Source organism: Streptomyces sp. NPDC049837 (genome assembly GCF_040674455.1).
In the GTDB taxonomy this organism is placed as follows: Bacteria; Actinomycetota; Actinomycetes; order Streptomycetales; family Streptomycetaceae; genus Streptomyces.
The window spans coordinates 120,526-145,364 of sequence record NZ_JBFAMP010000002.1 but is presented as its reverse complement, the minus strand read 5'-3'; the positions used below and the strand labels follow the sequence as shown (position 1 = coordinate 145,364).

At 73.8% G+C, this 24,839-nt stretch carries 29 protein-coding genes and 1 riboswitch; of the genes, 11 read left to right on the top strand and 18 right to left on the bottom strand.

The features are described 5' to 3' along the window. Nucleotides 1-118 precede the first annotated feature (118 nt). Together AB0J57_RS05300 and AB0J57_RS05295 are read left to right on the top strand one after the other, a co-directional pair. Entirely contained in the window at nucleotides 119-277 is a 159-nt protein-coding gene (locus AB0J57_RS05300; protein ID WP_179166440.1) for a hypothetical protein, read from the top strand. Nucleotides 278-388: 111 nt separating this feature from the next. After that, nucleotides 389-1,252 (top strand): ATP-grasp domain-containing protein, encoded by an 864-nt coding sequence (locus tag AB0J57_RS05295; protein ID WP_366126627.1) that lies wholly within the window; start codon nucleotides 389-391, stop codon nucleotides 1,250-1,252. Here the strand turns inward: AB0J57_RS05295 and AB0J57_RS05290 are convergent. The 3 genes from AB0J57_RS05290 to AB0J57_RS05280 all read right to left on the bottom strand — a co-directional run bounded on the left by AB0J57_RS05290 (nucleotide 1,195) and on the right by AB0J57_RS05280 (nucleotide 3,945). Then, a complete protein-coding gene (locus AB0J57_RS05290; protein WP_366126626.1) occupies nucleotides 1,195-2,799 on the bottom strand; it encodes a hypothetical protein in 1,605 nt (534 codons plus the stop codon). The genes AB0J57_RS05295 and AB0J57_RS05290 overlap by 58 nt on opposite strands. Before the next feature lie 71 nt (nucleotides 2,800-2,870). Continuing rightward, nucleotides 2,871-3,281: an SSI family serine proteinase inhibitor gene (locus AB0J57_RS05285; RefSeq protein WP_366126625.1), complete on the bottom strand. Its 411-nt coding sequence runs from the start codon at nucleotides 3,279-3,281 to the stop codon at nucleotides 2,871-2,873. Between the two features lie 193 nt (nucleotides 3,282-3,474). Beyond that, complete coding sequence (locus AB0J57_RS05280; RefSeq protein ID WP_366126624.1) at nucleotides 3,475-3,945, bottom strand: DUF6098 family protein; 471 nt, start codon at nucleotides 3,943-3,945, stop codon at nucleotides 3,475-3,477. 252 nt (nucleotides 3,946-4,197) lie between these two features. Here AB0J57_RS05280 and AB0J57_RS05275 point away from each other — a divergent pair, with 252 nt between their 5' ends. Then, nucleotides 4,198-4,806, top strand: a complete 609-nt coding sequence (locus tag AB0J57_RS05275; protein ID WP_366126623.1) for a response regulator transcription factor — start codon at nucleotides 4,198-4,200, stop codon at nucleotides 4,804-4,806. A gap of 24 nt (nucleotides 4,807-4,830) precedes the next feature. Here the strand turns inward: AB0J57_RS05275 and AB0J57_RS05270 are convergent, their stop codons facing one another. From AB0J57_RS05270 to AB0J57_RS05250, 5 genes are all read right to left on the bottom strand, one after another. Then, nucleotides 4,831-6,534 carry an ABC transporter ATP-binding protein gene (locus AB0J57_RS05270; protein ID WP_366126621.1) on the bottom strand — a complete coding sequence of 568 codons (1,704 nt, stop codon included), beginning with the start codon at nucleotides 6,532-6,534 and terminating at the stop codon, nucleotides 4,831-4,833. After that, on the bottom strand, nucleotides 6,531-8,489 hold the full coding sequence (locus AB0J57_RS05265; protein WP_366126620.1) for an ABC transporter ATP-binding protein: 1,959 nt from the start codon (nucleotides 8,487-8,489) through the stop codon (nucleotides 6,531-6,533). The genes AB0J57_RS05270 and AB0J57_RS05265 overlap by 4 nt, the downstream gene beginning before the upstream one ends. A 110-nt stretch (nucleotides 8,490-8,599) precedes the next feature. Then, the gene (locus tag AB0J57_RS05260; RefSeq protein WP_073755677.1) at nucleotides 8,600-8,728 is read right to left on the bottom strand and encodes a SapB/AmfS family lanthipeptide; all 129 of its coding nucleotides are present in this window, start codon (nucleotides 8,726-8,728) and stop codon (nucleotides 8,600-8,602) included. Then, nucleotides 8,725-11,310: a class III lanthionine synthetase LanKC gene (gene lanKC / locus AB0J57_RS05255; protein ID WP_366126619.1), complete on the bottom strand. Its 2,586-nt coding sequence runs from the start codon at nucleotides 11,308-11,310 to the stop codon at nucleotides 8,725-8,727. Before lanKC ends, AB0J57_RS05260 begins: the two co-directional genes overlap by 4 nt. 120 nt (nucleotides 11,311-11,430) lie before the next feature. Beyond that, nucleotides 11,431-11,826, bottom strand: coding sequence for a VOC family protein (locus AB0J57_RS05250; protein WP_366126618.1), 396 nt, complete (start codon nucleotides 11,824-11,826; stop codon nucleotides 11,431-11,433). 164 nt (nucleotides 11,827-11,990) lie between these two features. On the opposite strand from AB0J57_RS05250, the gene AB0J57_RS05245 reads away from it, so the two are divergent. Then, nucleotides 11,991-12,704 carry a lysophospholipid acyltransferase family protein gene (locus AB0J57_RS05245; RefSeq protein ID WP_366126617.1) on the top strand — a complete coding sequence of 238 codons (714 nt, stop codon included), beginning with the start codon at nucleotides 11,991-11,993 and terminating at the stop codon, nucleotides 12,702-12,704. Between the two features lie 60 nt (nucleotides 12,705-12,764). Beyond that, nucleotides 12,765-13,280, top strand: coding sequence for a YbaK/EbsC family protein (locus AB0J57_RS05240; protein WP_366126616.1), 516 nt, complete (start codon nucleotides 12,765-12,767; stop codon nucleotides 13,278-13,280). A 4-nt stretch (nucleotides 13,281-13,284) separates the two neighbouring features. Here AB0J57_RS05240 and AB0J57_RS05235 read toward each other — a convergent pair whose 3' ends face one another. The 7 genes from AB0J57_RS05235 to AB0J57_RS05205 all read right to left on the bottom strand — a co-directional run bounded on the left by AB0J57_RS05235 (nucleotide 13,285) and on the right by AB0J57_RS05205 (nucleotide 18,504). Continuing rightward, nucleotides 13,285-14,019 carry an urease accessory protein UreD gene (locus AB0J57_RS05235; RefSeq protein ID WP_366126615.1) on the bottom strand — a complete coding sequence of 245 codons (735 nt, stop codon included), beginning with the start codon at nucleotides 14,017-14,019 and terminating at the stop codon, nucleotides 13,285-13,287. After that, nucleotides 14,016-14,693 carry an urease accessory protein UreG gene (gene ureG / locus AB0J57_RS05230; RefSeq protein WP_366126614.1) on the bottom strand — a complete coding sequence of 226 codons (678 nt, stop codon included), beginning with the start codon at nucleotides 14,691-14,693 and terminating at the stop codon, nucleotides 14,016-14,018. The genes AB0J57_RS05235 and ureG overlap by 4 nt, the downstream gene beginning before the upstream one ends. Nucleotides 14,694-14,709: 16 nt before the next feature. Further along, complete coding sequence (locus tag AB0J57_RS05225; protein ID WP_366126613.1) at nucleotides 14,710-15,372, bottom strand: urease accessory UreF family protein; 663 nt, start codon at nucleotides 15,370-15,372, stop codon at nucleotides 14,710-14,712. Between the two features lie 10 nt (nucleotides 15,373-15,382). Beyond that, on the bottom strand, nucleotides 15,383-17,119 hold the full coding sequence (locus AB0J57_RS05220; protein ID WP_366126612.1) for an urease subunit alpha: 1,737 nt from the start codon (nucleotides 17,117-17,119) through the stop codon (nucleotides 15,383-15,385). Next, entirely contained in the window at nucleotides 17,112-17,423 is a 312-nt protein-coding gene (locus AB0J57_RS05215; protein WP_366126611.1) for an urease subunit beta, read from the bottom strand. Before AB0J57_RS05215 ends, AB0J57_RS05220 begins: the two co-directional genes overlap by 8 nt. A gap of 16 nt (nucleotides 17,424-17,439) precedes the next feature. Beyond that, the gene (locus tag AB0J57_RS05210) at nucleotides 17,440-17,742 is read right to left on the bottom strand and encodes an urease subunit gamma (protein ID WP_366126610.1); all 303 of its coding nucleotides are present in this window, start codon (nucleotides 17,740-17,742) and stop codon (nucleotides 17,440-17,442) included. A gap of 135 nt (nucleotides 17,743-17,877) precedes the next feature. Further along, complete coding sequence (locus tag AB0J57_RS05205) at nucleotides 17,878-18,504, bottom strand: helix-turn-helix domain-containing protein (protein ID WP_366126609.1); 627 nt, start codon at nucleotides 18,502-18,504, stop codon at nucleotides 17,878-17,880. 118 nt (nucleotides 18,505-18,622) lie between these two features. Between AB0J57_RS05205 and AB0J57_RS05200 the strand changes: the two genes are divergently transcribed. Then, a complete protein-coding gene (locus AB0J57_RS05200; protein WP_366126608.1) occupies nucleotides 18,623-19,615 on the top strand; it encodes an ABC transporter permease in 993 nt (330 codons plus the stop codon). 127 nt (nucleotides 19,616-19,742) lie between these two features. Here the strand turns inward: AB0J57_RS05200 and AB0J57_RS05195 are convergent, their stop codons facing one another. After that, a complete protein-coding gene (locus tag AB0J57_RS05195; protein WP_366126607.1) occupies nucleotides 19,743-20,057 on the bottom strand; it encodes a type II toxin-antitoxin system Phd/YefM family antitoxin in 315 nt (104 codons plus the stop codon). Nucleotides 20,058-20,103: 46 nt separating this feature from the next. On the opposite strand from AB0J57_RS05195, the gene AB0J57_RS05190 reads away from it, so the two are divergent. The 4 genes from AB0J57_RS05190 to AB0J57_RS05175 all read left to right on the top strand — a co-directional run bounded on the left by AB0J57_RS05190 (nucleotide 20,104) and on the right by AB0J57_RS05175 (nucleotide 22,653). After that, nucleotides 20,104-20,751, top strand: coding sequence for an ATP-dependent Clp protease proteolytic subunit (locus AB0J57_RS05190; protein ID WP_366126606.1), 648 nt, complete (start codon nucleotides 20,104-20,106; stop codon nucleotides 20,749-20,751). A gap of 3 nt (nucleotides 20,752-20,754) precedes the next feature. Then, nucleotides 20,755-21,081 carry a hypothetical protein gene (locus AB0J57_RS05185; RefSeq protein WP_366126605.1) on the top strand — a complete coding sequence of 109 codons (327 nt, stop codon included), beginning with the start codon at nucleotides 20,755-20,757 and terminating at the stop codon, nucleotides 21,079-21,081. A 296-nt stretch (nucleotides 21,082-21,377) separates the two neighbouring features. Beyond that, a riboswitch (cyclic di-AMP (ydaO/yuaA leader) is annotated at nucleotides 21,378-21,582 on the top strand. 4 nt (nucleotides 21,583-21,586) lie between these two features. Continuing rightward, nucleotides 21,587-22,063, top strand: a complete 477-nt coding sequence (locus AB0J57_RS05180) for a C40 family peptidase (RefSeq protein WP_366126604.1) — start codon at nucleotides 21,587-21,589, stop codon at nucleotides 22,061-22,063. Nucleotides 22,064-22,104: 41 nt separating this feature from the next. Continuing rightward, nucleotides 22,105-22,653 (top strand): DUF6328 family protein, encoded by a 549-nt coding sequence (locus AB0J57_RS05175; protein WP_366126603.1) that lies wholly within the window; start codon nucleotides 22,105-22,107, stop codon nucleotides 22,651-22,653. On the opposite strand, the gene AB0J57_RS05170 is transcribed toward AB0J57_RS05175, so the two are convergent. Beyond that, on the bottom strand, nucleotides 22,589-23,218 hold the full coding sequence (locus AB0J57_RS05170; protein ID WP_366126602.1) for a LysE family translocator: 630 nt from the start codon (nucleotides 23,216-23,218) through the stop codon (nucleotides 22,589-22,591). The genes AB0J57_RS05175 and AB0J57_RS05170 overlap by 65 nt on opposite strands. Before the next feature lie 74 nt (nucleotides 23,219-23,292). On the opposite strand from AB0J57_RS05170, the gene AB0J57_RS05165 reads away from it, so the two are divergent. Further along, nucleotides 23,293-24,201 (top strand): LysR family transcriptional regulator, encoded by a 909-nt coding sequence (locus AB0J57_RS05165; protein ID WP_366126601.1) that lies wholly within the window; start codon nucleotides 23,293-23,295, stop codon nucleotides 24,199-24,201. A gap of 32 nt (nucleotides 24,202-24,233) precedes the next feature. On the opposite strand, the gene AB0J57_RS05160 is transcribed toward AB0J57_RS05165, so the two are convergent. Then, nucleotides 24,234-24,665 (bottom strand): ATP-binding protein, encoded by a 432-nt coding sequence (locus AB0J57_RS05160; RefSeq protein WP_366126600.1) that lies wholly within the window; start codon nucleotides 24,663-24,665, stop codon nucleotides 24,234-24,236. Between the last annotated feature and the right edge of the window lie 174 nt (nucleotides 24,666-24,839).

Here is a 24,839-nt window from a genome sequence, read left to right as displayed (position 1 = left end):
AGCGGCCCGGACGGTGGTCGCCGGGCGGGCAGCGGCCGGGCGGGCAGTCGCCGGGCAGTAGCGCGGTGGCCCTCCCAGGGGCGACCATGGCGGTACGGCCGCCATGAGGAGGACGCGCATGTCCGGTTCCACGAAGACGATGGGTGGGCTCACCATCGGGGCGCTGGTGGTGACGACGGCGTACACGGTGGCGCTCGGCAGCAACGGCTGGCTGTGGTTCGGCTGGGTGGTGCTCGGGCTGGTCACGATCGGGATGGCCGCCACGCGCGACACATGAGCCGCGCCCGGGCCCACCCGTTCGCCGGTCGTGACGTCGCGGCCACGCACTGTCAGGGCGGCTGGAAATCCCGTGGCCCTTCCGCCCTCGGTGGTGGCAGGGTCGCCGGTCATGAACGAGTACGGAGTCCTCGCCCTGTCGCCGCAGCGCACCTCGACCGGGGAGCTGCTGTCGGCCGCCGCGCGGCGCCGCGGCATGCGGGTCGAGGTGCTCCCCGCCGATGGCGGCGCGGGCAGCGGGGAGCCCTGGCGCTCGGGCGGCGTGCATTACTACGGCGGGCCGCTGTTCGCCGGCCGGGTCGTGGAGGACCTCGCGGTCGCGCTGCTGGAGCCCGCCGACGACTGGCCGGCGGCGCTGCCGTACGCGTACACCCTCCGCAACATCACCGAGGCCACGCTGGGTGAGGCCCGCGGGCTGACGCGGCCCGCGTTCGTCAAGCCGCCGAGCGACAAGAGCTTCCCCGCGGCGGTCCACGCCGACGGCGGCCGGCTGCCCGGCGGGGGCTCCGGGCTGCCGGCGGACACTCCGGTGCTGATCAGCGACGTGGTCACCTGGGAGGTGGAGTTCCGGCTGTTCGTCCTGGACGGGGAAGTGCGCACCGGCTCGCAGTACGCCACGTTCGGCCGGCTCGATACGGCGCCGCTGGACGGCCACCGGCACCGCGCGGCCGTCCTGGACTTCGCGGAGGGGCTCCTCGGCGACCTCGGGGACACGCTGCCCGGCGCGGTGGTCGTGGACGTCGGCCTGGTGACGGCCACCGAGCCCGGAGGGGCCGAGGGCTGGGCGGTGGTCGAGGCGAACATGGCGTGGTTCAGCAACTGCTACGCCGCCGATCCCGGCCGGGCGCTGGACGTCGTCCTGCGTTCGGCGGGCCCGCGTGACCGGCTGGCCGAGCGGGACCGGCCCTTCTGCCGTGCCTACCGTCCGTGCGTACCGTCGCGTACCGCGACCAGGCCGTTGAAGACGCCGACGTAGGCCGTGCCGTCCGGTCCCAGGGTGATGGGGGCCCAGTTGTTGTCGTACAGCGCGCCCGTGCCGGTGAGTCGGCGCCAGCGTTCCTCGCCCGTGTGGAAGTCGAGGGCCGTCAGGTACCAGGCGTCGATGCCGAGCGGATGCGGGTCCTTGCCGTAGAGGTACAGCAGGCCGTTGGCGGTGGACAGTTTCGGGACCGTCGAGGGCGAGCGGACCGGGCTCTCCCAGACGGTGTCGCAGCCGCTGCCGTCGGCGCGTACGTCCACCCGGGTCACGCCGCCGGTCACACCGCGGCCGAAGAGGAGCGACGTGACGTTCTCGTAGCCGTAGTTGTTCTCGACGACCAGGCTGTTTCCCCAGGAGACGAGGGAGTTGTCGGTGGTGGACCGGCCGTGGGTGAACACCGGCACCGCGCACACCAGCCGGCGGTCGTCCGGTGCGGCGGCGTCGCGCCGGTAGACGAGGACGTTCATCCGGTCGTCCGCGTTGTCGGTGATCGCCACATACCGCCGTCCACCCGCGCCGAACAGGTCGGGCGTGGTGCCCGAACCCCGGTTGACCGAGCCCGGTTTGGCGCCGCTGCCGCGGTCGTATTCCTCACGCCACACCACCTCCGGAGTGCCGTCGGGCCGGGCCCGGAAGCTGTGGAGCGCGTGGTCGGAGACGATCCAGACGCCGTCCTCGGCGACGGAGAAGGAGTTCTGGATCTCCTCCCCGGCCAGCCGCATGCACCGTACGGTCCCGTCGGCGGGGTCGAGGGTGCCCACCCGCCCCTGGCGGGTCACCCACCAGATGCGGCCGTCCCAGTCGGGCATCACCGACGTCACGGGGTCGCAGTCGCCGCTGGGGCGGAGGTTGGTCCACGTGACGCAGTCGTGCGGGACGTGCGCCGTCAGGTCCCAGTCCGCGTCGACGGTGAACCGCCATGACCCGTCCGGGCCCCGGGTGTGCGCCAGGCGCACGATGTGGTGGCGGGAGTCGGCGAGCACCAGGCGGTCCCGGTCGTCGAGGTACGCGTACGCCCCGCCGGAGGTGTCCTTGAAGATCCGGGAGAAGTCCAGCCGGGTGATGGCCTCGACGGTGGACGGGCGCTGGGGCAGCGCGTACTCGGCGAGCGTGGCCAGCGACGAGGGGTGCAGCAGTCTGACGACGAACCCCGAGAACGTGCCGCAGACGGTGACGATACGCCCGGCACGGTCGAAGGTGACGGTGGCGCACTCCCCGCCCAGCGCGGCCATGGCGCGGCTGCGCACGACGGGCGACCGCCCCAGCGGGCCGCTCCAGGGGTACGTGCCACTGCCCGCCGCGTCCGCGTGCATGCCGCTGCGGCCGTTGGGCGCGAGGTGCGGATGCTGCGGCGGGCCGTCGCCGGGGACCGGTCGGGGCGTGGCGGCGGCGCCCGTGTAGCCGGGCACGAGCCGGTGACCGGGGGCGAGCGGGATCCCGTCGGACCGCACGCCGGTCAGCACCGGCGCCGAGGCGAGGCAGGCTGCGGCGATGCAGGCCGCGGCGAGCACAGTGGCCCGGCGCCGCCGGATCGTGGTCGGCATGCGGTGACGCTAGGACGATGATGTTGACACGTCCATGCCCATGCGCGCGCCGCGCTCGCTCGGAAGATCGCTCAGAAGCGGAAGACCGGGTCGGTCTCGGTGTCCAGGACGCACGCGTTCGGGTAGGTCCCGCGCCAGTCGATGCGGAGGCCGTGCCACTCCCCGACGGCCCGGGCGGTGACCGGGTCGAACCTCTTGGTGCAGGGATGCTGGTCACCGCGCAGCCGGTCGAGGTCGCCGCGCGCCGTGTCGAGGGCCGCGCAGGCGCCCTCGGCGTCGGGGTGGGGGCCGCGGGGCCGGGGCGAGCAGTGCAGCCGCACGCCACGGATCCAGCTCTCGCCGCCGCCCGAGACGGTGAGGAAGAGGCCCTTGCCGCGATCGGGCTCGCGGTCGCGGTCGCCGTCGGGGGTGTCCGCGTGGACGGGGACGGCCGCGGTGAGGGCGAGGAGGACGGCTGCGGCGGCGATGGCGCGGAGGGACATCTCGTACTCCCGGGGCTCCTGGTGCGGGCACACGCACGCTCAGGGCACCTCCGCGCGGGCGCGCCTCCAAGCCGCCGCGCCGCACGGTGCCGCGCGGTACCGCGTACGGCCCACACACCGCCACCGCCCGCCGGCGCGACCCGGTGGCGGGGGGCGGACGGCGCGGGGCGGGGCGGGCGGCGCGGGGCGGGCGTCAGCGGCGCATGGGGCCCCAGGGGCGGCGCTGGCGGGCCACCTCCGCCTCGGCCTCGTCGATGACCGCCAGGTCGATCCAGCTCACCGGCACGATGTCGGTCAGGAGCGGTTCGTTGTCCGGGCCCCGGCCGACCTCGCGGCCGTGCAGCGTCCAGGGGCGTACGTCGCCGTCCCGGTCGCGGCGCAGGTGGCAGTAGTCGTACAGCCGGCGGGCCACCCACAGGCGGAGGGGGCGGTCGCCCCACCAGGTCTCGACCTGGAGCGGGTTCGCTGACAGGCCGGGCATCGGGATCCCGGTGAGTTCGTCGACGCTGCGGGTGGCGTCCAGGTCGCGGGCCGGTCCCCGGGACCAGCGGACGTAGAGGGACCCCCGGCGTTTCACCAGCTCGCCGAGGTCGTGGAGCGAACGCACGGTGGGCAGCGCGAGCTCGTCGTCCGGGGCCGCGCTGCGGCCGGCCGTGTGGGTCATGGGCTTCACCCTCCTCACGTACCCAGCCATTTTCCGTGGACGCGGGCCTTCCCACCACGCGACCGCGCCCCATGACGCCGGGGCGCACGCGTACGCGCACGGCGGCGCAAGGGGGGCGCTCGGACCGATGGGACGCGCGCCCCCGAACGTACCGGGGCAATGTTCCTCCGCCGCCGCCCGGGGAAGCCGCATGGGTGACCATACGGAAGCCCGGCGTGAGCGCCTGGGCGGACGACAGGGAGGGGATGGGGCATGACCAGGGTGCTTGTCCTGCACAGCGCGGGTCTGCTGCGGTCGGCGCTGGTGGCGCTGCTGAAATCGGAGGGGGCGTTCGACGTGTTCTCGGCCGGCTGGCGTACCGCGAGCAGGCACGCGGAGTCCTTACGGCCGGACGTGTGCGTGGTGGACCTGGACTGTCCGGGGGCGGCGGCGCTCCTGGACGGCGGGGCGGAGGGGGACCGGGCGGCGCTGGGCGCGCGGGCGGCGCTCCTGGTGCTGGCGTCGGCGGGCCGGCCAGGGGCGCTGCGCCGGGCGTTCGAGGCGCGGGCGCTGGGTTTCGTGGACAAGCACGGTTCGCCGCAGCGGCTGGTGCGGGCGATCCGGAAGGTCGCCGAGGGCGAGCGGTTCGTGGACGAGTCGCTCGCCTTCGGGTTCCTGGAGGCGTCCAGAATGCCGCTGACGGCACGCGAGCTGAGCGTGCTGGCCCGGGCGGCGGAGGGGGAGTCGATCGCGGAGATCGCGCGGGGCCTGCACCTGTCGAACGGGACGGTGCGCAACTACATGGCGTCGGCCACCCGGAAGGTCGGCGCACGCAACCGGATCGACGCGATCCGTATCTCGCAGGGCGCCGGGTGGGTGTAGGGAACTCTGCAAGGAACGCGCGGTTCAGGCCGCGTCGGGGTGCCAGAGGCCGACGAGGTCCCGGTAGAGCCGCGACCTTGTGAGCAGTTCGTCGTGCGGGGCGCACTGGGCGCGGTCCCCGTCCAGCACCAGGACCCGGTCGGCCCGTACGGCGGACGGGATGCGGTGGGCGACGACGACCAGGGCGCCGGGCCGGGCGGCGAGGGCCCGCTCGGCGTGCTCCTCGGTGTCGGGGTCCAGGTGGCAGGTCGCCTCGTCGAGGAGGAGCAGCGGGGCGGGCGCCAGGTAGGCGCGGCCGAGCGCCAGCCTCTGCCGCTCGCCGTGCGACAGGCGGCCCGGGTCGATCACCGCGTCCGGGCCGCCGAGACGCCGCACGAGCGGGGCGAGCCCGAGCGCCTCGACGGCCCGCCGGACCTGGTCGGGTGTGGCGTCGGGGCGGAGGTAGCGGAGGTTGTCCAGGACGGTGCCGGTGAAGACGTACGCCCGCTGGGGCAGCAGCGCGGGTGCGCCGGTCACGGCGACCGTGCCGGCGGTCGGGGCCAGGAGCCCGGCGAGCAGCGCGGTCAGGGTGGACTTGCCGATGCCGCTCGGGCCCACGACGGCGAGGTGCTCCCCCGGTTCGACGACGAGGTCGAGGCCGTCCAGCACCGGTCGCGCCCCGGGGCCGTAGGCGAAGGTGACGCCCCGCAGCTCGGCGGCGGGCGGGACGCGGCGCAGAAGGATGGGGGGCCGTTTCACCGGTGCGTGCGCCGGCGCCGGGGGCTCGGCCGGCTCGTCGAGGAAGCGGTCCAGGACCACCAGCAGCCGCGTACCGGCCGTCCCGAACGCGGTCATCAGCGCGTCGAGGGCCGGCAGCAGCGCCTGTACGAGGTAGGTGACCGCGCCGAGCAGGGCGCCTGTCGTCACCCCGCCCCGCAGCAGCCACGGGGTGGCCGCCAGCAGCGCGACCACGGGCAGCCGGCCCGCCGCGCCCAGGGCGAGCGTGCGGACGGCGGCCCAGCGGGCCAGGCGGCGGGACAGTCGGGCCTCGGCTTCGACCAACTGCCGCACGTCCGCGGCGACGTGCCGCTCGCCGCCGCACGCCACCACGTCCCGCAGGCCGGCACCGACCGCGCCCACCCGGTCCGACAGCGCCTCGTCCGTGTCGAGGAAGGCGCGTTGCACGGCGGCCATGGGGGCGAGGGTGGCCAGGAACAACCCCAGTCCGAGCAGGAGCGGCGGCAGGACGACGAGGGTCAGCGCGGGTTCCAGGGTGGCCATGCCGAGAAGCGCGCCGAGGGCGGTGAAGACGAAGGAGCGGGCGGTCAGGACGAGCCCGGCGAAACTGTCGCGGGCGATCTCGGTCTGGTGGGTGAGCCGGGACACGGCGGCGGCGCCGGCCGCGCTCTCGGCGCGTGCCGGGTCGGCCACCGCCGTGGCGAGGGCCTGGGCCACCGCCCGGCGGACCAACCCGTCCCGCAACGGCTCGACCAGGCCCGCGAGCCCGGCGAACACCCCGCGTACGGCGAGCCCGCCCAGGAGGGTGCCGGCGGCGGCCACGGCCAGCCACAGCAGGCCGACGTCCGTGCGGCCGGCGAGGAACCCGTCGTCCAGCGCGCGGGCCACCCCGTACCCGCCGAGGAAGGTGTGCGCCGACTCCAGCAGCGACCAGGCGGCCAGGCGCAGCACGTCCCGCCTGCGCCGCAGCAGGAAACGCCGTCCTTCGGACAGGGCCTGACGTGCCGTCATGCGCCGTCCGTTCCCGTGGCCGTGGCTTCCGCCGCCGCGAATACCGCCCGGTACGCCGGGTCGCGCCACAGCGCGCGGTGCGGCCCGACGGCCCGTACCCGGCCGTCGTCCAGCCACACCACCAGGTCCGCCCGGGCGGCGGAGGAGAGCCGGTGGGCGACGACCAGCCGGGTACCCGGCCGGACGTCGTGGGCCAGCGCCCGCTCGACCTGCCGCTGGGTGACCGTGTCCAGGCCCGACATGGCGTCGTCGAGGATCAGCAGCCGCCCCGCGTGCGCGAACGCCCGGGCGAGCCCCAGGCGTTGCAGCTCGCCGCCGGAGAGCGGCGCGTCGGCGAGGGGCGTGTCGTAGCCGGCCGGCAGCCGCTCGACGAACCCGTCGGCACCGGCCGCCCGCGCGGCGGCCCGGACGGCGCTCGTCGTGGCCGGGTCGGCGCCGAACGCGATGGTGTCGCCGACCGTCGTACCGAACAGGGAGGGCCTGCTGAAGGCGTAGCCGACCTCCCCGCGCAGCTCCCCGGGCTCGACGCGGTCCAGGCGTACGCCGTCGAGGAGGACGCACCCCTCGTCGGGGTCGGTGAGCCGGCCCGCGACGGCGGCGAGCAGCGACTTGCCCGCGCCCGACCGGCCCACCACGGCGGCGGTGGCCCCGCCGGGTACGAGCAGGTCGACGCCGCGCAGCACGGCCGTCCCGTCCCGTACGACGGTGACGCCGCGCAGTTCGAGCGTGCCCGCGGCGCCGGCGGGCAGGGCATCCCCGCCGTGCGGTACCGCCGGGAGCGCGAGGAGTTCGCCGGTGCGGCGGGCGGCGGCGCGGCCGCGCACCAGGGCGCCGAGGGCCGCGGCGACCGCGCCGACACCGGCGGCGAGTGCGGCGTACCGCGAGGCGGCCACCAGTTCGCCGACGCCCAGGGCGCCGGACGCGAGCCGGGCGCCGCCGACGGCGAGGACGACGCACACCAGGAGGGGCATGAGGACGCCGCTGCGGGCGACGGCCCGCCCGTAGACGTGCCACATCGTCCGCCCCTGGATGGCGAGTTCGGGCAGCGTGGCGAGGATGCGCCGCTGTTCGTGGGCGGCGGTCCCGGCGGCGGCGATCGTCCGGGCGCCGGCCAGCGCCTCGACGAGCCGGTCCGCCATGGCGGACTGCGCGCGCTGGTAGCGCGAGACGGTGTCGGAGGAGCTGCGGGCGAAGGCCCTCAGCAGCAGGGCCAGCAGCGGGACGCCGGCCAGGAAGGCGGCCGCCGTCCACGCGTCGATGACCAGCAGCGCGACCAGCGCCCCGAGGGGCGGGAGGACCGTGGCGAGCGCGCCCGCCGCGGTCGCCGGCACGGTGCCGGCCTCGGTGGCGTTGGCCGTGAGCCGGGTGGCGAGGTCGCCGGGCGCGAAGCGGGCCGCCGCGTGGTGCGGGGCGGCGGCGAGCAGGCGGGTGAGGGCGCGGCGGCGGAGCCAGGCGGTGGACCGGGCGTTGGTGGTGCCGGTCAGCAGGGCCACCATCGCGTCGAGGACCACCTCGGCGGCGATCACCGCGGCGCACAGGGCGACCCAGCGCGGCGCGTCGGCCGACTGGGCGAGCAGCAGGTCGAGGCTCCGGCCGAGGACGGCCGGCTCGGCGAGGGCGGCCAGCGCGGCGCCCAGCGAGCAGACCAGGATGGCCCCGGCACGGCCTCCGCTGTGCCGGGCGGCGCCCCACAGAATCCGGCCGGTACGGTGCCGGTCGTCGGCCCCGCCGTCGGGTTCACCCCCGGGCCCGGCGCCTCCATGCCCGCCACCGTCGGGTTCACCCCCGGACCCGGCGCCTCCATGCCCGCCACCGTCGGGGTCGCGCCCATGGCCGTGCCCGGGTGTGGAACCCGGCGGGTCCGCCGGGGCGGGACCGGGACCGTGCGTGGGGCCGCTCGCCTCCGCGGTACCGGGCGCCGGTGCCGGGTCGGCTTCCGGGGACGGGGAGGTCATGGGCCGTGTCCTCCTGGAGCGGGATGTGGACGGTCCCGGGCGGGGTGAGCCGCCCGGGACCGGGTGATCCGTGCGGCCGCGCGGCATTCGGCACCGCGCGACCGGGCGGGTCAGTTACAGGTGGTGACGCTCAGGCTGCTGTCACCGCAGAGGAGCAGGCTCGCGCGGCTGCCCGTGGCGATGTCGCCCGTGGCCTCTTCCTTCGGGGTCTCCATCGACTGCAGGTCGAGAAGCGTCATGATCGGTTCCTTTCCTTCATGGGGACGGTGTGCTCTGTCTCGGCCCCTGGCTGGGGCCGGCTCATGGGCCGCCGGAGCGGCGGGAGGAACGGCAGGTGCGCGCGGTCGTCGGACGCGGCGCTGCCGAGGGCGAGGAGACAGCCGGCGGTGCCCGTGGCGAGGTCCATGGACAGCCGCATCATCTGCTCGCCGGGGAAGGCCAGATGGCCCTGGTACGGCACGGCGTGCCGGGCGAGGGCGTCGATCTGGCGCCGTACGTCGGAGGGGGCGGTGCCCGGGCCGGGCGCGGTGGTGCGGCTGAGGTACAGCACCATGCCGGCCGCGCCCCGGAACAGCCCGGGCTGGGCGTAGAACGTGGCCTGGGCGGCCCGCACGATCTCGCGGCGCGCCCGGTCGAAGTCCGCGTCGTCGCGGTGGGCGGCGTAGTCGTCGAGGACCATCCCGATGCCGACGCTCCCGGCGCCGAGGTACGGCATCGTCCGCCACCCCTCGTCGACCTGGAGCGTGCCGCCCGCGCTGGTGACGCAGCGGGCCAGGTCGCGCCGGAGCGCGTCGGCGGCCAGGTCGAGGAGCCCGGTGTCGCCGGTGCGTTCGTACAGGCGGAGGAAGAGCAGGGCGGGGCCGGACGCGCCGTACAGCAGCCCGGCGCGCGAGATGCCGGGGAGGGCGCCCGCGACCAGGTCGGCGCAGCGGAGGGCGGCGTCCCGCATCCCGAGGGCGTCCAGGGCGAGGCCGACGCCCGCGAGGCCGCTGTGCAGGTCGGGCGCGATGCCCTCCCAGGGCCGCTGGAGGGTCGGTTCGGCGAGTTCCAGGGCCCGTTCGGGGTGGCCGAGGCGGTCCAGCGTCCAGGCGACGCCGGCCAGCCCGTCGTAGAAGCCGATGGGGGTGCCGGATTCGGGTTCCTTGGTGCGGCGCAGCAGCCACTCCTCGGCTTCCGGGCACCGCCCCGCGCCGGTCCCGTCGAGGGCGTACAGCACGCCGGCGGTGCCGTATCCGAAGGACAGTCCGCCGCCCGCGGAGGCGAACTGGGCGATGTCCCCGGGGAAGTACCGGTCCTCGCGTTCCGGTGTGGCGGAGGCGAGCACGGCGCTCGCCATGGAGTCGCGGCTGCGCGGCCAGTCGCCGGGCTCGACGGGTAAGTAGGGCCCGCTCGCGGAGCGCCCCGCGATCTCCTCGACCGCCTCGTCGAGGAAGGCGCGCGGTACGGGGAAGTGCGCGGCCGCGATGTCGGCGAGGTGCCGGGCCTTGCCGGGGTCCAGCGGGAACAGGCTGGTCAGCGGCATGAACAGGGCGATCCGCAGGCACGCGAGCGCGTACCGGTCGACGGCGAACCCGCGCCGGTCGGGCGGTGCGACGAACGCCGGGTTGGCGACGGTCTGGCGGCGGCCCTCGTCGATGTGGGCGGCAGCCTCGAAGTCAAGGAGCGCCACGGACGTCTCGTCCTCGGACACCATGATGTTGAACAGGTGCAGGTCGTTGAAGACCACTCCGCGCGCGTGCACGGCGTCGACGGCTTCCTCCACCAGGCGGTGGATGCGCAGCGCCCAATCGGTGTACTCCGCGAGGGACTCCGGTGTCGGGTCGGCCTCGATGAGCGGGTGGCGGCGGGCGAAGAAGGTGTTGAGGGGCTTGCCCTCCAGGAACTCCATCGCCAGGAAGTGGTGGTCGCCGAGCACGAACGTGCCGCGCACGTCGGGCGTGTACGGCAGCCCGGCGAGTCGTTCCAGCGCGGTCCGTTCGCGCCGCAGCCGGGTCACCGCGTCGGCGCCGTCGGCGGCGAGGCCGGCGTGCGGGCGGGCTTCCTTGAGGACGACCTTCTCGCCGGTGCGGCGGTCGTGGCCGACGTACACTCCCCCGCCGTTGGAGAAGTGCAGGGCGCTGTCGATGGTGTACGGGATGTCGGTGACCGTCACGGCGGCCCGGGCGTCGAGGTGGGGTTTGAGGAAGGCGGGCGGCTCGACCCAGTCGGGCAACTGGAAGACGGGTCCCCGGAGATCGGGGACGAGCCGCCCGTCGGGGTGCTCGACGGCCGGGCACAGTTCGCCGTTGTCGCCGTAGCAGTGCCGCTGGGTGAAGCTGCCGTAGCGGACGTACACGGGGCCGTCTCCCCAGCGGAGGTCGCTGAGGATGTACGGGCCCGGCTCACCGGCGAGCAGCGCCGCCAGGTCGTCGGCGATCCGGTGGCACTGCTCGTCGCCGGCCGGGTAGACGGTGATGAACTTGCCGCTGGCGGCGCGGTCGGCGTACTTGGCGTTGCGGGTGTGCAGCAGGTACCGGCTCGGGACGAACTTGAAGGCGACGCCCCGGGCGAGGCAGTAGTCCATGACCCGCGAGAGAATCGTTTCGGCATTGTCCAGGCACGCCGATACGTGGATCTTCCAGCCCTGTGCGGGCAGCGTGGCGTCGACGGGGCGCAGGGCCAGCCAGTCACCGCTGCGGTGCCGGCGCCACCCTTCGGGTACGGGCGCGAGCGCCGCCCCGTACAACGCGCCCCGGCGGTCGGTGCCCTCGGCGGACAGCCGGTACGGCGCGTCGTAGAAGTGGCGGTCCGCGTCGCAGAAGGCGGCGTAGCCCTTGATCACACCTGCTCCCTCGGTCGGCGACGAAGACGACGGTGCCACCCGGGAGCGGGCGGCGACAGTCACAACCGTCAGCAACCGACCGTGCGGAACGCATGAGTAACCCCCCGCCCCTCCCGGCTCCTAGGACGCGGACCGGCCCTCCCGGGCGACCAGGGTGAAGGAGTGACCCGCCGGGTCCGCGTACGTCCGCACGTCCCGTGGACCGGAGTTGTCCTTGGTGTCCACCGGCCGGGCACCCAGGCCCACCGCCTCGCGCTCGGCCTCGTCCATGTCGTCCTCGGCCACCAGGATGTGCAGGTGCGCCTGCTGGGAGTCGTCGGGGCGGGGCCAACTGGGCGGCGCGTAGCCGTGGTCGCGCCGTACGGCCACGCACACGCCGTCGTGGCCGATCACCTCGATGAAGTCCGGATCGGTTCCGCGTCGGGTCCGGGCGTCCAGCAGCCTGGCGTAGAACTCCGCCAGGGCCTCGGGTTCGCCGCTGTCCAGGACCAGGACACTGCTCTTGGGCACAGTCATGGATTCCGTGTGCCCCCGTCCCCGCGTCCCATCACCGGAGGTCGCCCGGCGTGGTTCCGGGGGGCGACACGCGCACCTACACTGATCTCCCTCGAACTGGTTTCTGGCCTGGTAGAACGCACAGAGCCGAGCCGATCCGATCCGGCGCAGTAGGGAGCCAGCCAGTGTTCTACTACCTGCTCAAACACATCTTCCTCGGACCGGTGCTGCGGCTGCTGTTCCGGCCGAGGACGGAGGGGCTGGAGCACATCCCGGAGGACGGCGCCGCGATCGTCGCGGGCAACCACCTGTCCTTCTCGGACCATTTCCTGATGCCGGTCGTCCTCAAGCGGCGCATCACCTTCCTCGCGAAGCAGGAGTACTTCACCGGTCCGGGCATCAAGGGCCGGCTGACCGCCGCGTTCTTCCGCAGTGCCGGCCAGATCCCGGTGGACCGCTCCGGCAAGGAGGCCGGACAGGCGGCGATCCGCGAGGGGCTCGGCGTGCTGGCCAAGGGGGAGCTGCTCGGGATCTACCCGGAGGGCACTCGCTCCCACGACGGGCGGCTCTACAAGGGCAAGGTCGGGGTGGCGGTCATGGCCCTGAAGGCGGGCGTGCCGGTGATCCCGTGCGCGATGGTCGGGACGTTCGAGATCCAGCCGCCCGGCCAGGTCGTACCCCGAATCAAACGGGTGACGGTCCGGTTCGGCGAGCCGCTGGACTTCTCGCGGTTCGCCGGGATGGAGAACGACCGGACGGTGCTGCGTGCCGTGACGGACGAGATCATGTACCGGATCCTCGCGCTGTCGGGCCAGGAGTACGTGGACGAGTACGCGACCAAGGTCAAGGAGGCCCAACAGGGCGAACAGCCCCGGAAGTTCCCGAAGTTCCGGCGCTGACCGGGGGATCACCGATGGGTATCGTCGGGGCGGCGAAGGACTCCGCCCGAAAGGACATCGGTGAACGAGCACCAAGCGCATGAGCATGGGACGCACGAGCACGAGACGTACGACAAGCTGATCGGCCTGCTGGACGAGCGCGGGGCCGCCTACCGGATCATCGAGCACGAGCCGGAGGGCGCCACGGAGGCGGTCAGCGCGATGCGCGGCAACCGGCTGGAGCAGGCCGCCAAGTGCATCGTCGTGATGGTCAAGACCGGCAAGAAGACCAAGCGGTACGTGCTGGCCGTGGTCCCGGGCGACCGGCGGGTCGACCTCGGGGCCGTGAAGGCGCTGCTGGGCGGCGGTTACGCCGGGTTCGCGACACCCGAGGTGGCGGAGCGGCTGGCGCGCAGCGTGAGCGGCACGATCCTGCCGTTCTCCTTCGATCCGGAGCTGGAGCTGGTCGTGGACCCCGCGCTGCTGGAGGAGGACGAGATCTTCTTCAACGCGGCACGGCTGGACCGTTCGCTGGCGCTGCGGACGGCGGACTACGTGGCCATCGCCGAGCCCCGGACGGCCCCGATCGCGGCCTGAAGGCTCACAGGCTCGCCAGCGCCTCGTCCAGGACGCGCCGCAGGCGCAGCGCGTCCGGGGCGACCGCCGTCACGAGGGCGGCGGGCCCGGCCAGCGGCGTGACGGCGGCCGTGTCCCCGATCAGGTGCGGCTCGACGGGCTTGTCCTCGAAGTCCGGGTCGACCACGAGGAGTTGGCCCACCGCCCGGTGTCCGCCCAGCACCGCTCCCCCGTCCCAGCCGCCGGGGGCGCCCGGGCCGTAGGACAGTTCCTGGTCCAGCAGCGGGCGGCCGGCGCGGCGCACGGTGAGGCGGGTGGTGAGGGTGCCGGGCTCCTCGCCGTGGCGGCCCAGGATCTGCTCCTCGCGCAGCACCAGCCGTGCGGTGCCGGCCAGGTCGACGGTGGTACGCATCCGGAGGACGGAGCCGTACGCGGAGACCAACTGCTCCGGCAGCCAGCGCAGCTCCGCCCCTTCGGCGACGGTGAGGCGCACGTCGTAGCGGGCGTGGCGGGCGTCCCGGCCGGGCAGGGCGACCGTCGCGGCCGCAGAGTCGACGGCGAGCCGCGCCCCCTCCCGTACCTCCGCTTCCACGGCCAGCCGGTCACCGCCGAGCGGCGCCGTCATCGCGCCCACGACGGTGACCCGGGTGTACGGCCCGGTGGCGCGGGTGCGGCGCAGGGCGAGCGGCCCGTCGCTCACCAGGACCGGCAGCGCCCCGCCGGCCTCGGCGACGATCCGGGCGGTGGCCTGGACGCTCATGCCGACCAGGCGGCGAGCTGTCCGCGCACCCAGTCGGCGACCGGCCCGACGCCCTGCTCGCCGGTGAGCGAGGTGAACGCGACGGGCAGGTCGCCGCGCTGCTCCTTGGCGTCGCGGGCCATCCGCTCCAGGTCGGAGCCGACGTACGGGGCGAGGTCGGTCTTGTTGATGACGAGCAGGTCGGCGGTGGTGACGCCGGGGCCTCCCTTGCGCGGGATGTCGTCACCGCCCGCGACGTCGATGACGAAGATCTGCGCGTCGACGAGGCCCTTGGAGAAGGTGGCGGTGAGGTTGTCGCCGCCGGACTCGACGAGGATCAGGTCGAGCGGCCCGACGCTGTCCTCCAGGTCCTCGACGGCTTCGAGGTTGGCGGAGATGTCGTCGCGGATCGCGGTGTGCGGGCAGGCGCCGGTCTCCACGGCCTGGATGCGCTCGGGCGGCAGGACGGCGTTGCGCAGCAGGAACTCGGCGTCCTCGCGGGTGTAGATGTCGTTGGTGACGACGGCGATGGAGAGCTGGTCGCGCAGTTCGCGGCAGAGGGCGGCGACGGTGGCGGTCTTGCCGGACCCGACGGGTCCGCCGAGGCCGATGCGCAGCGCGCGGCGGGTGCCGTCGGGGCGGTGGGCGTCGGCGCTGACGGCGGCGGGGCCGGTGTGGTCGTGGTCGAGGTGCATGGTTTCTCCGGTGTTGTCAGGATGCGAAGAGGCGTACGGGCCAGGCCGCGTGCTGCTCGGCGGTGATGTCGAGCAGCGGCGCGGAAGCGGCGGGCAGCGCGTCGATGCCGTGGTCGGCGGCTCGCGCGGCACGGGCGGCCACGGCGTCCATGTCGGGCGCGAGCCGGGCGAGGACGGCGGTGGCCTGGAAGGGGTCGAGGCTCAGCAGGCGGACGGCGGCCGTGGCGGGTCCGCTGACCGTCTCGTACGCGACGCAGTGCGCGGCGTCCTCGGGGCCGAGGCCCGCCGCGCGGGCGGCCAGGCCGAGGACGACCGGCTGGTGGGCGCCGCGCGGGAACGCCCTGGCCAGCGCGTCGAGTTCGGGGCTCGGCCAGGTGGCGCGGGCGGCCCGCAGCATCTGGCGGCCGAGCTTGCGGGCGGTGGCGCGCAGCGCGGGCGACGGGGTGCGGGCGTCGGCGGCCTCGTCGAGCGCGGCCGGGTCGTGGCCGAGGGCGGCCGCGGCGGCGAGGGCGGCGGCGGTGAGCCCGCTGGTGTGCAGCCGGCCCCGGCAGAACGTCTCCAGGTCGCGGGCGTCCCGGATGCGTCCGGCCTTGACGGCCGGTTCGGCGCCGCCGGAGTGGGCGTGGCCACCGGCGGGGAACCGGCCGTCGGCGAGGACGAGCAGAGCTGCGCGTGTCATCGGATCGCCCTCAGAAGAGGAAGTAGCGCTGCGCCATGGGCAGTTCGGCGGCGGGTGCCGGATCGACCGGCTCGCCGTCGATCGTCACGGTGAACGTGTCGGCGTCGACCTCCACGCGCGGCAGGGCGTCGTTCTCGCGCATGTCGGCCTTGGTGACGCCCCGGGTGTTCTTGATCGCGACGAACTCCTTGGCGAGACCCAGCCGTTCGGGCAGGCCGTCGTCGAGGGCGGAGTGCGTGACGAAGTTGAACGAGCCGGCCGCGGCGGCCGTGCCGAGCGCGCCGAACATGGGGCGGGGCATCACCGGCTGGGGCGTGGGGATGGACGCGTTGGCGTCGCCCATCTGCGCGTACGCGATCTGCCCGCCCTTGATCACGGTCTGCGGCTTGACGCCGAAGAACGCCGGCTCCCAGAGCACCAGGTCGGCGAGCTTGCCGGTCTCTACGGAGCCGATCTGGTGGTCGAGGCCCTGGGCGACGGCCGGGTTGATCGTGTACTTGGCGACATAGCGACGGGCGCGGTGGTTGTCGGCGCGGCCGTCGCCCGGCAGCGCGCCCCGGCGGCGCTTCATCACGTGCGCGGTCTGCCAGGTCCGCAGGATCACCTCGCCGACGCGGCCCATGGCCTGGGAGTCGGAGGAGATGATCGAGATGGCGCCCAGGTCGTGGAGGATGTCCTCGGCCGCGATGGTGGAGGGCCGGATGCGGGACTCGGCGAAGGCCAGGTCCTCGGGGACGGCCGGGTTGAGGTGGTGGCACACCATCAGCATGTCGAGGTGTTCGTCGAGCGTGTTGACGGTGTGCGGCCGGGTGGGGTTGGTGGAGCTGGGCAGGACGTACGGCTCGGAGACGACGGTGATGATGTCGGGGGCGTGACCGCCGCCCGCGCCCTCGGTGTGGTACGCGTGGATGGTGCGGCCCGCGATGGCGGCGAGGGTGTCGCCGACGAACCCGGCCTCGTTGAGCGTGTCGGTGTGGATGGCGAGCTGGGCGCCGGTCTCCTCGCAGACGCCGAGGCAGGCGTCGATGGCCGCCGGGGTGGCCCCCCAGTCCTCGTGGATCTTGAACCCCAGGGCGCCGCCGCGCAGTTGGGAGTGCATCGCCTCGCGGGAGACGGTGTTGCCCTTGCCGAGCAGGCCGATGTTGACGGGGTACGTCTCCAGCGCCTGGAACATCCGGGCGAGGTGCCAGGGGCCGGGCGTGATGGTGGTGGCCCTGGTGCCTTCGGCGGGGCCGGTGCCGCCGCCGACGAGGGTGGTGATGCCGGAGGTGAGCGCCTGCTCGACGACGGTCGGCGAGATGAAGTGGATGTGCGCGTCGATGGCCCCGGCGGTGACGATCTTGCCGTTGCCGGCGATGACCTCGGTCTCGGGACCGATGACGAGGCCGGGGTGGACGCCGTCCATGGTGTCGGGGTTGCCGGCCTTGCCGATGCCGCTGATCCGGCCGTCGCGGATGCCGAGGTCGGCCTTGACGATGCCCCAGTGGTCGATGATGACGGCGCCGGTGATGACGGTGTCGGGGGCGCCCTCGGCGCGGGTGGCACGGGACTGGCCCATGGACTCGCGGATCACCTTGCCGCCGCCGAACACCGCCTCGTCGCCCGCGCGTCCGGGCCCGCCGGAGCGGTCCTCCTCGATCTCGATCAGCAGGTCGGTGTCGGCGAGCCGGATGCGGTCGCCGGTGGTGGGGCCGAAGAGGTCGGCGTAGACGGCCCGGTCGAGCAGGGCGCGGCTGGGCTCAGGCATCGAGGGAGCCTCCGGTCTGTCCGCGCAGGCCGGGGACGACGCGCAGCCCGGCGAGCGGTACGAGTTCCACGTCGACGGGGATGCCGGGCTCGAAGCGTACGGCGGTACCGGCGGCGATGTTCAGCCGCTGGCCGTGGGCGGCCGAACGGTCGAAGTCGAGGCCCGGGTTGGCCTCGGCGAAGTGGTAGTGGGAGCCGACCTGGACGGGCCGGTCGGCGGCGTTGAGGACGGTCAGGCGCGTGACGGGGCGGCCCTCGTTGAGGGCCACGGGCTCGTCCGCGTAGAGGATCTCTCCGGGAATCATCGGCGGCGCTCCCCCGTCAGACGATCGGGTCGTGGACGGTGACGAGCTTGGTGCCGTCGGGGAAGGTGGCCTCGACCTGGACGTCGTGGATCATCTCGGCGATGCCGTCCATGACGTCGTCGCGGCTGAGCACCTTGCGGCCGGAGGCCATGAGTTCGGCGACGGTGCGGCCGTCGCGGGCGCCCTCCAGGATGTGGGAGGTGATGAGGGCGACGGCCTCGGGGTGGTTGAGCCTCACCCCGCGCGCCCGGCGCTTCTCCGCCACGTCGGCGGCCACGTGGATGAGCAGGCGTTCCTGCTCGTGCGGCGTCAGTTGCACGTTTCACCTCACAGTCTCCCGCCCGATCGGTCCCGGGCGCAGCGGGACCATATCCGGCTTCAACACTCTGTTGACCTGCGACAACGAGTGTTGCGCAGAGATATTTCAATCTCGGGCAGAAGTTTTTCCGGGAGGTTAACTGGCCCTTTGCCCGCCCATGGACATCAGCGCGCGCAGCCCGTCCTGGAGGACGGAGACGGGCGCGGAGCCGAAAAGCGCCTGCTGGGCGGCGAATCCCTGTGCGGCGGCGATCATCGTCCGGGCGACGTGGTCGGCGGGGATGTCGTCGCGCATCAACCCGGCCTTCTGGTACGCGAGGACGACGCGGATCCAGGACTCGCGCACCTTCAGGTACCCGGCGCGCATGACCGCGGAGAGGTCCTCGTTGCGGAGGGTCTCGGTCCAGACCTGGATCATCAGGCGGGGGAAGCTGTCCTCGCCGTCGCAGGAGAGGCCGGACCGCTCGGTGAGCACCTCGGTCATGACCTGGCCGACCAGGACGTCCGGTGGCGGGGGCGGGCTCGTGCGGGCGGCGGTCTCGAAGGTGGTGCGGATCGCGTCGAGCACCTCGGTGACGATGGCCTCGATCAGCTCTTCCTTGCCGCGGAAGTAGCGGTAGACGGCGCCGGCCGACAGGCCCGTCTCGCGGAGGACGTCCGCCATGGACGTGGCGTGGAAGCCGTTGCGGACGAAGCAGCGGGCGGCGCCGTCGAGGATCTGGCGGCGGCGGGCGTCGAGGTGGTGCTGGGAGACGCGGGGCATGGTCGCCAATGTAAAACGAACGTTCCTTCTTGACAAGAGCGGCGCGGCGGCGGACAGTGACCTCGGGAACATAAAACGAACGATCCTTCTCTTAGGATTGCCGCCGGACGGAGGCCCCATGCCAGCCATGCCAGCCAGCCCCGCTTCCCCGACCCGCCGCACGGCCGCCGTGGCGGTCCTGATCCCCGTCATCGCGGCCCTGGCCCTGTGGGCCTTCGCCTGGCCCGCCGCCCGGGTCGCACCGCGCGACCTGCCGATCGGCGTCGCCGGCCCGGCCGCCGTGGCGGGCCCGGTACAGGAGCGCTTCGAGCAGCGCGGCGAAGACGCCTTCGACGTGCACCGTTACGAGGACGAGGCCGCCGCCCGCGCCGCGATCGGGGACCGGGTCGTATACGGAGCGGTCGTCGCCGGGCCGCACGGGCCCCGGCTGCTCACCGCGTCCGCCGCGAGCCCGGTCGTGGCCCAACTGCTCCAGCAGGCGCTGCCCACGGCACCGGCGACCGACGTGGTGGCCGCGCCGCCGGGCGACCCGCGCGGCAGCGCGCTGGCCGCGAGCATCCTGCCGCTCGCCCTGGCGGGGGTGGCCGCCGGAGCCCTGGTCACCCTCCTCGAACTGCACGGCGCCCGGGCCGTGGCCGCACTGGTGGGCGCGGCGGTGCTGGCCGGCCTCGTCGGCACCGCGATCACCGGGAGCTGGCTCGGCGTGATCACGGGCGACTGGTGGACCGAGGCGGGCGTCCTCGCGCTGGCCGCGCTGGCGATCGGGGCGGCCGTCGCGGGCCTCGCGGCACTGCTCGGCCGGGCGGGGCTCGCGCTCGGGGCTCTGGTCATGGTCCTGCTGGGCAACCCGTTCTCGGGCGTGGCGGGCGCGCCGGAGCTGCTCCCGGAGCCGGCCGGGGCGATCGGCCAGTGGCTGCCGCCGGGGGCGGCCGGGTCACTGCTGCGGTCGGTGGCGTTCTTCGACGGCGCGGCGGCGGGCGGCCCCCTGCTCGTCCTCGGCGCCTGGGCGGTGCTCGGCCTGGCGGCGGTCGTCGCCGGTGGCCGGCGCGTCCGGGCGACGGCGCCCGCGCCGGGCCACCACCGCGCGGCCGAACCGGCCCGGGCCGGCTGACCCGGACGCCGGCCGCCACACCCCGGACGCCGGCCGCGCGCCGAACGCGCCGGCCACCGGCCCGGCCCGGTCGCCTTCGGTCACCGGTCGTCTTCGGTCACCGGTCGCCCCCGGTCACCGTGAACGGTCAGGCGCCCGGCCGGGGGTGGTGGCCGCCTGGGCGGTGTTCCGCGGCGATGCCGAAGCGGCCGCGTTCGCCGGGAGCGGACGAGGACGGTACGTCGCGGACCGTGGAGACGGAGCGGATCACCTGCTCCTCCGCCGCCCCCGCCGCGTCCTCCTCCCGCTCCGCTTCGAGTCGTTCCAGGTCGGCGGCCGACACCAGGGCCACGAGCGGCTTGCCGTGACGGGTGACGACCACCCGTTCGCCGCCGTAGACGACACGGTTGATCAGATCGGCGAGCTCTGCCCGGGCTTGCGTCACCGGAATCTCGTAGGCCATGCTCCCCATCATAACGGCCTGTACGTCCTGTACATTTTTTACAGAGATGACGGAGACCAGAGAGAGGCACGTCATGAGCTACGTCATGAGCCACGCCGCGCGCCACGTCCTGCCCGAGTTCACCGAACGCACCAGTTCCGGCACCCGCACGCTCGATCCGTACGGGAAGCTGCTGGAGGAGCGGATCGTCTTCCTCGGCACCCCCATCGACGACACCGCCGCCAACGACGTCATCGCCCAGTTCCTGCACCTCGAACACGCCGCGCCCGACCGGGACATCGCGCTCTACATCAACTCCCCCGGCGGCCCCATCAGCGCCATGTCGGCCATCTACGACACGATGCAGATCGTCACGTGCGACGTGGAGACCACCTGCATCGGCCAGGCCGCGTCGACCGCCGCCGTCCTGCTCGCCGCCGGCGCACCCGGCAAGCGGATGGTCCTGCCCGGCGCCCGCGTACTCGTCCAACAGCCCGCCATCGAGGAGCCGTTGCGCGGGCGACCGACGGATCTCGACATCCACGCGCGGGAGTTGCTCCGGCTGCGTGGCCAACTCACGGACATGCTGGTCCGCCACACCGGGCGGACCCGCGAGCGCGTGGAGGCCGACCTGGAGCGCGACACGGTCTTCGACGCGGCCGCCGCCGTGGCGTACGGGCTGGCGGACCACGTCGTCCCGAACCGCGGGAGGTGAGCGATGCCGGCTCCCGAACCTCCGGACTGGCCACCGCTCCCCGCACTGACCCGCGCCGAAAGCGCGTTCGTCGACAGTTGGCTCGAAGTCGTCGACCTCCTGGGCCGGATCAATCCGGCGCGCGCCACCCACACGTACAGCGCCCTGCGCGCGGCACAGGCCCTCGTCGGGCGTGCGACCGCGCTGCGCGACGCCCTGACCTCGATGCATGAGCGCGGTGAGAGCGATGTGCATGCCCATACGCTGGCGCGGGCGTTGCGGGTGCTTGACGGCGAACGGCGCGCGGGACGCGTGACGGTGCCTCAGAATCGAGGCGTGGGACCGACGTAGCCCTCCCCCGGATGGGCTCAGGAGTACGAGGACCGCTCCCTCGTTCAGCGTACGCAACCGGACGAATTTGGTACGACGCGAGTTGCGCACCCGGTGTACACATCTGGCGGAATATCAGGTTCCGGCCCTGGTACGGGGTTCGTCGATGTCACGCCGCCGGGCACCAAATCGGCCCTGTCCACCCGAATGGATCAGTCGTGAGGAGCCTCACATAAGGCCGTTTCGACTCGGAATTTCACCCCGACATGGGTCAAGATCCCTGACGACGACAAGCCCCCGCCACCGCGGCGGGGCGGTCCGGGCGGACGCCGAGTCCTGCCGCCGTCCGGATGACTGGTCGACAGGAGTGGATCGGCAGGAGTGGAGGACCCAAGCAGTGCGGGTGACCGGACGGTGTTCGTACGGTCGGTCTCCCTTGGGGTGAAGCCGCGTCAGCGGCCGGGCAACTTCGCCAGCCCGAACCCGACAGGTCATCCTTCACAGGCGGCTGACGAAGGGTTGCGCAATGACCGCGCAGATTCATGTCCCGTCTCTGCTGTCCCGGGCCGGTGCCGTCTCGGCACTCACCCTCGCCGCCGTCGGCGGCCCGATGCTGGCGCCCGGCGCCGTATCGGAGGCACAGGCCGCCCCGGCACACGCGACCAAGGCGCTGAACATCGCCGCGTCCAAGAAGGGCGCACCGTACAAGTACGGAGCGGCGGGCCCGTCCCGGTTCGACTGCTCCGGCCTGACGCTCTACTCGTACAAGCAGGTCGGCAAGACGCTGCCGCGCACGGCACAGCAGCAGTACAACAAGACCCGCCACATCTCCGCCTCCAGCCGGCAGAAGGGCGACCTGGTCTTCTTCCATCGTGGGAGCAACGTCTACCACGTCGGTATCTACGCGGGTAACAACAAGATCTGGCACTCGCCGAAGTCGGGTTCGGTGGTCAAGCTGGACAAGATCTGGTCGAAGTCGGTCTGGTACGGACGCGTCCGCTGATGCTCCGGGCATGACCCGTGGTGCGGGGGTACTCGTCGGGAATGTCCGGCGAGAGCCCCCGCACCGCGCGCGACGGGACGCGCAACGAGACGCCCCTGGAGCGCGCCGACCGCAATTTCGCCGAGCTGCTCCAGGAACTGCGCGTCACCCAGACCGGCGTCCAGATCCTGTTCGCCTTCCTGCTGACCCTGGCGTTCACGCCCCGCTTCGGCTCGCTCGACTCGTACCAGCGCGGCATGTACGTCGTGACGCTGCTGCTGTCCGTCGTGGCGGCGGTGCTGCTCACCGCCCCGGCCGCACTGCACCGTTCGCTGTTCCAGCGGGGCGCCAAGGCGCGCATCGTGGCCGTGTCGTCGAAGCTGGCGAGGATCGGGTTCGTGGTCCTGGCGCTGGCCCTGACCTGCTCCGTGTCGCTGGTCGTGGACGTGGTGCACGGCAGGCCCGAGGGCCTGGCGGCGGGCGCCTTCACCCTGCTGGTGTGCGGCGGCCTGTGGGGGCTCCTCCCCCATCTCGTACGGCGCGGGCTCAGCGACCGGCCACCGGAGCGACCAGGAGCGACACCCCCAGGGCGGCGAGTCCACCACCGGTGACGCCCTGCACGGCCCTGGCGGTGCGCGGCCGTCGCAGCCACCGCCCCAGCCGGTCCACCAGCAGCGCGACGGCCGGGAACCAGACCAGGGCGAGGACCACCACGATCGACGCCAGGAGCAGCGTGCGCGGCAGCACGGCCGCCCCGTCCGGCACGAACTGCGGCAGCAGGCTCAGGAAGAGGACGGGCGCCTTGGGGTTGAGGACGTTGGTCAGGAACCCCTGCCGCAGGCTCCGCCCCACGCCGAGAGCCGGCTCCCCCTCGACCGCCCCCGTCCCGGCTCCCTTGAGCGCGCTGCGCACCGCCTGGACGCCCAGGTAGAGGACGTACGCGCCACCGGCGATCTGGAGCGTCCGGTAGAGGACGGGCACCGCGACCAGGAGCGCGGCGAGCCCCGCGACCGCGAGCGCCGTGTGGACGACCAGCCCGCCCGCGACGCCCACCGCGCACGCCACACCGGCGCGGCGGGAGGCCAGCGAGTTGCGCACGACGACGGTGAAGTCGGCGCCCGGCATGGCGACCATGCCTGCCGCGACACCGATGAAGGCGATGAGCTGTGCGTCCATGGTCACCCAGGCTGACGCACCGGAGGCCTTAGCGTGTACTTGCAATCTTGAGGGCCTGCCTAAAGGAACGCTTAATGTACGACCCCGTGCGGCTGGCCGCGCTCGTCGCGGTCGCGGAAGCCGGTTCGATCACCCGGGCCGCGGGGCGGCTCGGCTACACGGCGCCCGCGCTCTCCCAGCAGCTCGCCAAGCTGGAGCGGGAGGCGGGCGCGCCGCTGCTCGTGCGCCATCACCGGGGCGCCAGGCTGACGGCGGCGGGCGAGGTGCTGGTGGCGCGGGCGCGCCGGGTGCTGGACGAGATGGAACGGGCGCGGCACGAGCTGGCGCTGCTGAACGGTCTGACGGGCGGCCGGCTGCGGGTGGGCACGTTCACCACCGTGGGCATCCACCTGCTGCCGCCGGTGCTCAGCGCGTTCCGGCGCGCCCACCCGGACGTGGAACTGGCGGTCACCGAGTACGAGCCGCCGCGTGGGGTGGCCGCGGTGGCGGCCGGGCAGGTCGATCTGGCGCTGACGCACGCGTACGAGCCGGCCGGCGCCGAGCCGCCGCCGACGGGCGTGTTCCTGGAGCCGCTGCTGGTCGAGGAGCTGGTGCTGGTGACCGCGCCGGGTCATGTCCTGGCCGAGGGCTCGGGACGGCTGGCGGTGGCCGAGCTGGCGGACCAGCCGCTGATCAGCAGTGCCCCGGCGCATCCGGCGCGGCGGGGTGTGGAGGGGGCCCTGCGCGAGGCGGGGGCGAGACCGGCGGTGGTGTGCGAGTCGCCGGGCTACGCGCTGGTGTGCGCGCTGGTCAGCGCGGGCCTGGGGGTGGCGGTGGTACCGGAGATGGTCGCCGCGATGGATCCGGCGCCGCTGGGTGTGCGCCTCTTGGAACCGGCCGCGTTCCGCCGGACGATCTCGGTGGCGCACCGGGGCGACGAGTCGGGGCCTGCGGCCCAGTCGCTGCGGGCGTTGCTGCGTGGGGGTTTCGGGCGGGGGGCGTAGGGAGGGACCGCCTGCACAGGGCGGGGAGCGGGTCAGGTCTGGACCGGGACCGTCCAGGGGAGGGCGATCCAGACGGTCTTGCCGCCCTCGGGGGTCGGGGTGACCGAGAGACGGCCGCCGCATTCGGCGGTGAGCCAGCGGATGATCACCATCCCCCGGCCGTTGTCCTGCTGTACGGCCGCGGGCAGCCGCTGCGGCCAGCGGGGGTGGCTGTCGGTGACGCCGATGCGCAGTTGTTCGTCACGCTCCAGCCGGACGTCGACCGTGAACGTCGGCGACTGACCGAAGGTGTGCTGAACGGCGTTGGTGGCGAGTTCGGAGACGATCAGCCGCACCGTGTCGGCCGTTTCCGCCTCACCGGGGAGGCCCCATTCCGCGAGGACGTCCGCCACGTATCTCCGGGCGGCGGAGACCGAGGCCGGATCGCTCGGCAGAGTGACGGATGCTTCCTGATGGTCTGCCATGGCGACCTTGTCCCTTTCCCACCGGGGCCGGGCTCCGACACGTACCGGATGTTTTGTGGGGACGGCCTCGGACTGTGCTTCGCGCCAGACTGCCACTTATGTCGCCCCTGATGGGGGCGATCCACCAAGATATGCATATATCTGTCGCTCGAAGCGGTGAACTCTGCGACGCGA

What these genes read in the sequence shown, in the direction of transcription:
- AB0J57_RS05300 (WP_179166440.1), top strand. Translation starts at nt 119, where the DNA reads ATGTCCGGTTCCACGAAGACGATGGGTGGGCTCACCATCGGGGCGCTG.
- AB0J57_RS05295 (WP_366126627.1), top strand. Translation starts at nt 389, where the DNA reads ATGAACGAGTACGGAGTCCTCGCCCTGTCGCCGCAGCGCACCTCGACC.
- AB0J57_RS05290 (WP_366126626.1), bottom strand. Translation starts at nt 2,799, where the DNA reads ATGCCGACCACGATCCGGCGGCGCCGGGCCACTGTGCTCGCCGCGGCC.
- AB0J57_RS05285 (WP_366126625.1), bottom strand. Translation starts at nt 3,281, where the DNA reads ATGTCCCTCCGCGCCATCGCCGCCGCAGCCGTCCTCCTCGCCCTCACC.
- AB0J57_RS05280 (WP_366126624.1), bottom strand. Translation starts at nt 3,945, where the DNA reads ATGACCCACACGGCCGGCCGCAGCGCGGCCCCGGACGACGAGCTCGCG.
- AB0J57_RS05275 (WP_366126623.1), top strand. Translation starts at nt 4,198, where the DNA reads ATGACCAGGGTGCTTGTCCTGCACAGCGCGGGTCTGCTGCGGTCGGCG.
- AB0J57_RS05270 (WP_366126621.1), bottom strand. Translation starts at nt 6,534, where the DNA reads ATGACGGCACGTCAGGCCCTGTCCGAAGGACGGCGTTTCCTGCTGCGG.
- AB0J57_RS05265 (WP_366126620.1), bottom strand. Translation starts at nt 8,489, where the DNA reads ATGACCTCCCCGTCCCCGGAAGCCGACCCGGCACCGGCGCCCGGTACC.
- AB0J57_RS05260 (WP_073755677.1), bottom strand. Translation starts at nt 8,728, where the DNA reads ATGACGCTTCTCGACCTGCAGTCGATGGAGACCCCGAAGGAAGAGGCC.
- AB0J57_RS05250 (WP_366126618.1), bottom strand. Translation starts at nt 11,826, where the DNA reads ATGACTGTGCCCAAGAGCAGTGTCCTGGTCCTGGACAGCGGCGAACCC.
- AB0J57_RS05235 (WP_366126615.1), bottom strand. Translation starts at nt 14,019, where the DNA reads ATGAGCGTCCAGGCCACCGCCCGGATCGTCGCCGAGGCCGGCGGGGCG.
- ureG (WP_366126614.1), bottom strand. Translation starts at nt 14,693, where the DNA reads ATGCACCTCGACCACGACCACACCGGCCCCGCCGCCGTCAGCGCCGAC.
- AB0J57_RS05225 (WP_366126613.1), bottom strand. Translation starts at nt 15,372, where the DNA reads ATGACACGCGCAGCTCTGCTCGTCCTCGCCGACGGCCGGTTCCCCGCC.
- AB0J57_RS05220 (WP_366126612.1), bottom strand. Translation starts at nt 17,119, where the DNA reads ATGCCTGAGCCCAGCCGCGCCCTGCTCGACCGGGCCGTCTACGCCGAC.
- AB0J57_RS05215 (WP_366126611.1), bottom strand. Translation starts at nt 17,423, where the DNA reads ATGATTCCCGGAGAGATCCTCTACGCGGACGAGCCCGTGGCCCTCAAC.
- AB0J57_RS05205 (WP_366126609.1), bottom strand. Translation starts at nt 18,504, where the DNA reads ATGCCCCGCGTCTCCCAGCACCACCTCGACGCCCGCCGCCGCCAGATC.
- AB0J57_RS05200 (WP_366126608.1), top strand. Translation starts at nt 18,623, where the DNA reads ATGCCAGCCATGCCAGCCAGCCCCGCTTCCCCGACCCGCCGCACGGCC.
- AB0J57_RS05195 (WP_366126607.1), bottom strand. Translation starts at nt 20,057, where the DNA reads ATGGCCTACGAGATTCCGGTGACGCAAGCCCGGGCAGAGCTCGCCGAT.
- AB0J57_RS05190 (WP_366126606.1), top strand. Translation starts at nt 20,104, where the DNA reads ATGACGGAGACCAGAGAGAGGCACGTCATGAGCTACGTCATGAGCCAC.
- AB0J57_RS05185 (WP_366126605.1), top strand. Translation starts at nt 20,755, where the DNA reads ATGCCGGCTCCCGAACCTCCGGACTGGCCACCGCTCCCCGCACTGACC.
- AB0J57_RS05180 (WP_366126604.1), top strand. Translation starts at nt 21,587, where the DNA reads ATGACCGCGCAGATTCATGTCCCGTCTCTGCTGTCCCGGGCCGGTGCC.
- AB0J57_RS05175 (WP_366126603.1), top strand. Translation starts at nt 22,105, where the DNA reads ATGTCCGGCGAGAGCCCCCGCACCGCGCGCGACGGGACGCGCAACGAG.
- AB0J57_RS05170 (WP_366126602.1), bottom strand. Translation starts at nt 23,218, where the DNA reads ATGGACGCACAGCTCATCGCCTTCATCGGTGTCGCGGCAGGCATGGTC.
- AB0J57_RS05165 (WP_366126601.1), top strand. Translation starts at nt 23,293, where the DNA reads ATGTACGACCCCGTGCGGCTGGCCGCGCTCGTCGCGGTCGCGGAAGCC.
- AB0J57_RS05160 (WP_366126600.1), bottom strand. Translation starts at nt 24,665, where the DNA reads ATGGCAGACCATCAGGAAGCATCCGTCACTCTGCCGAGCGATCCGGCC.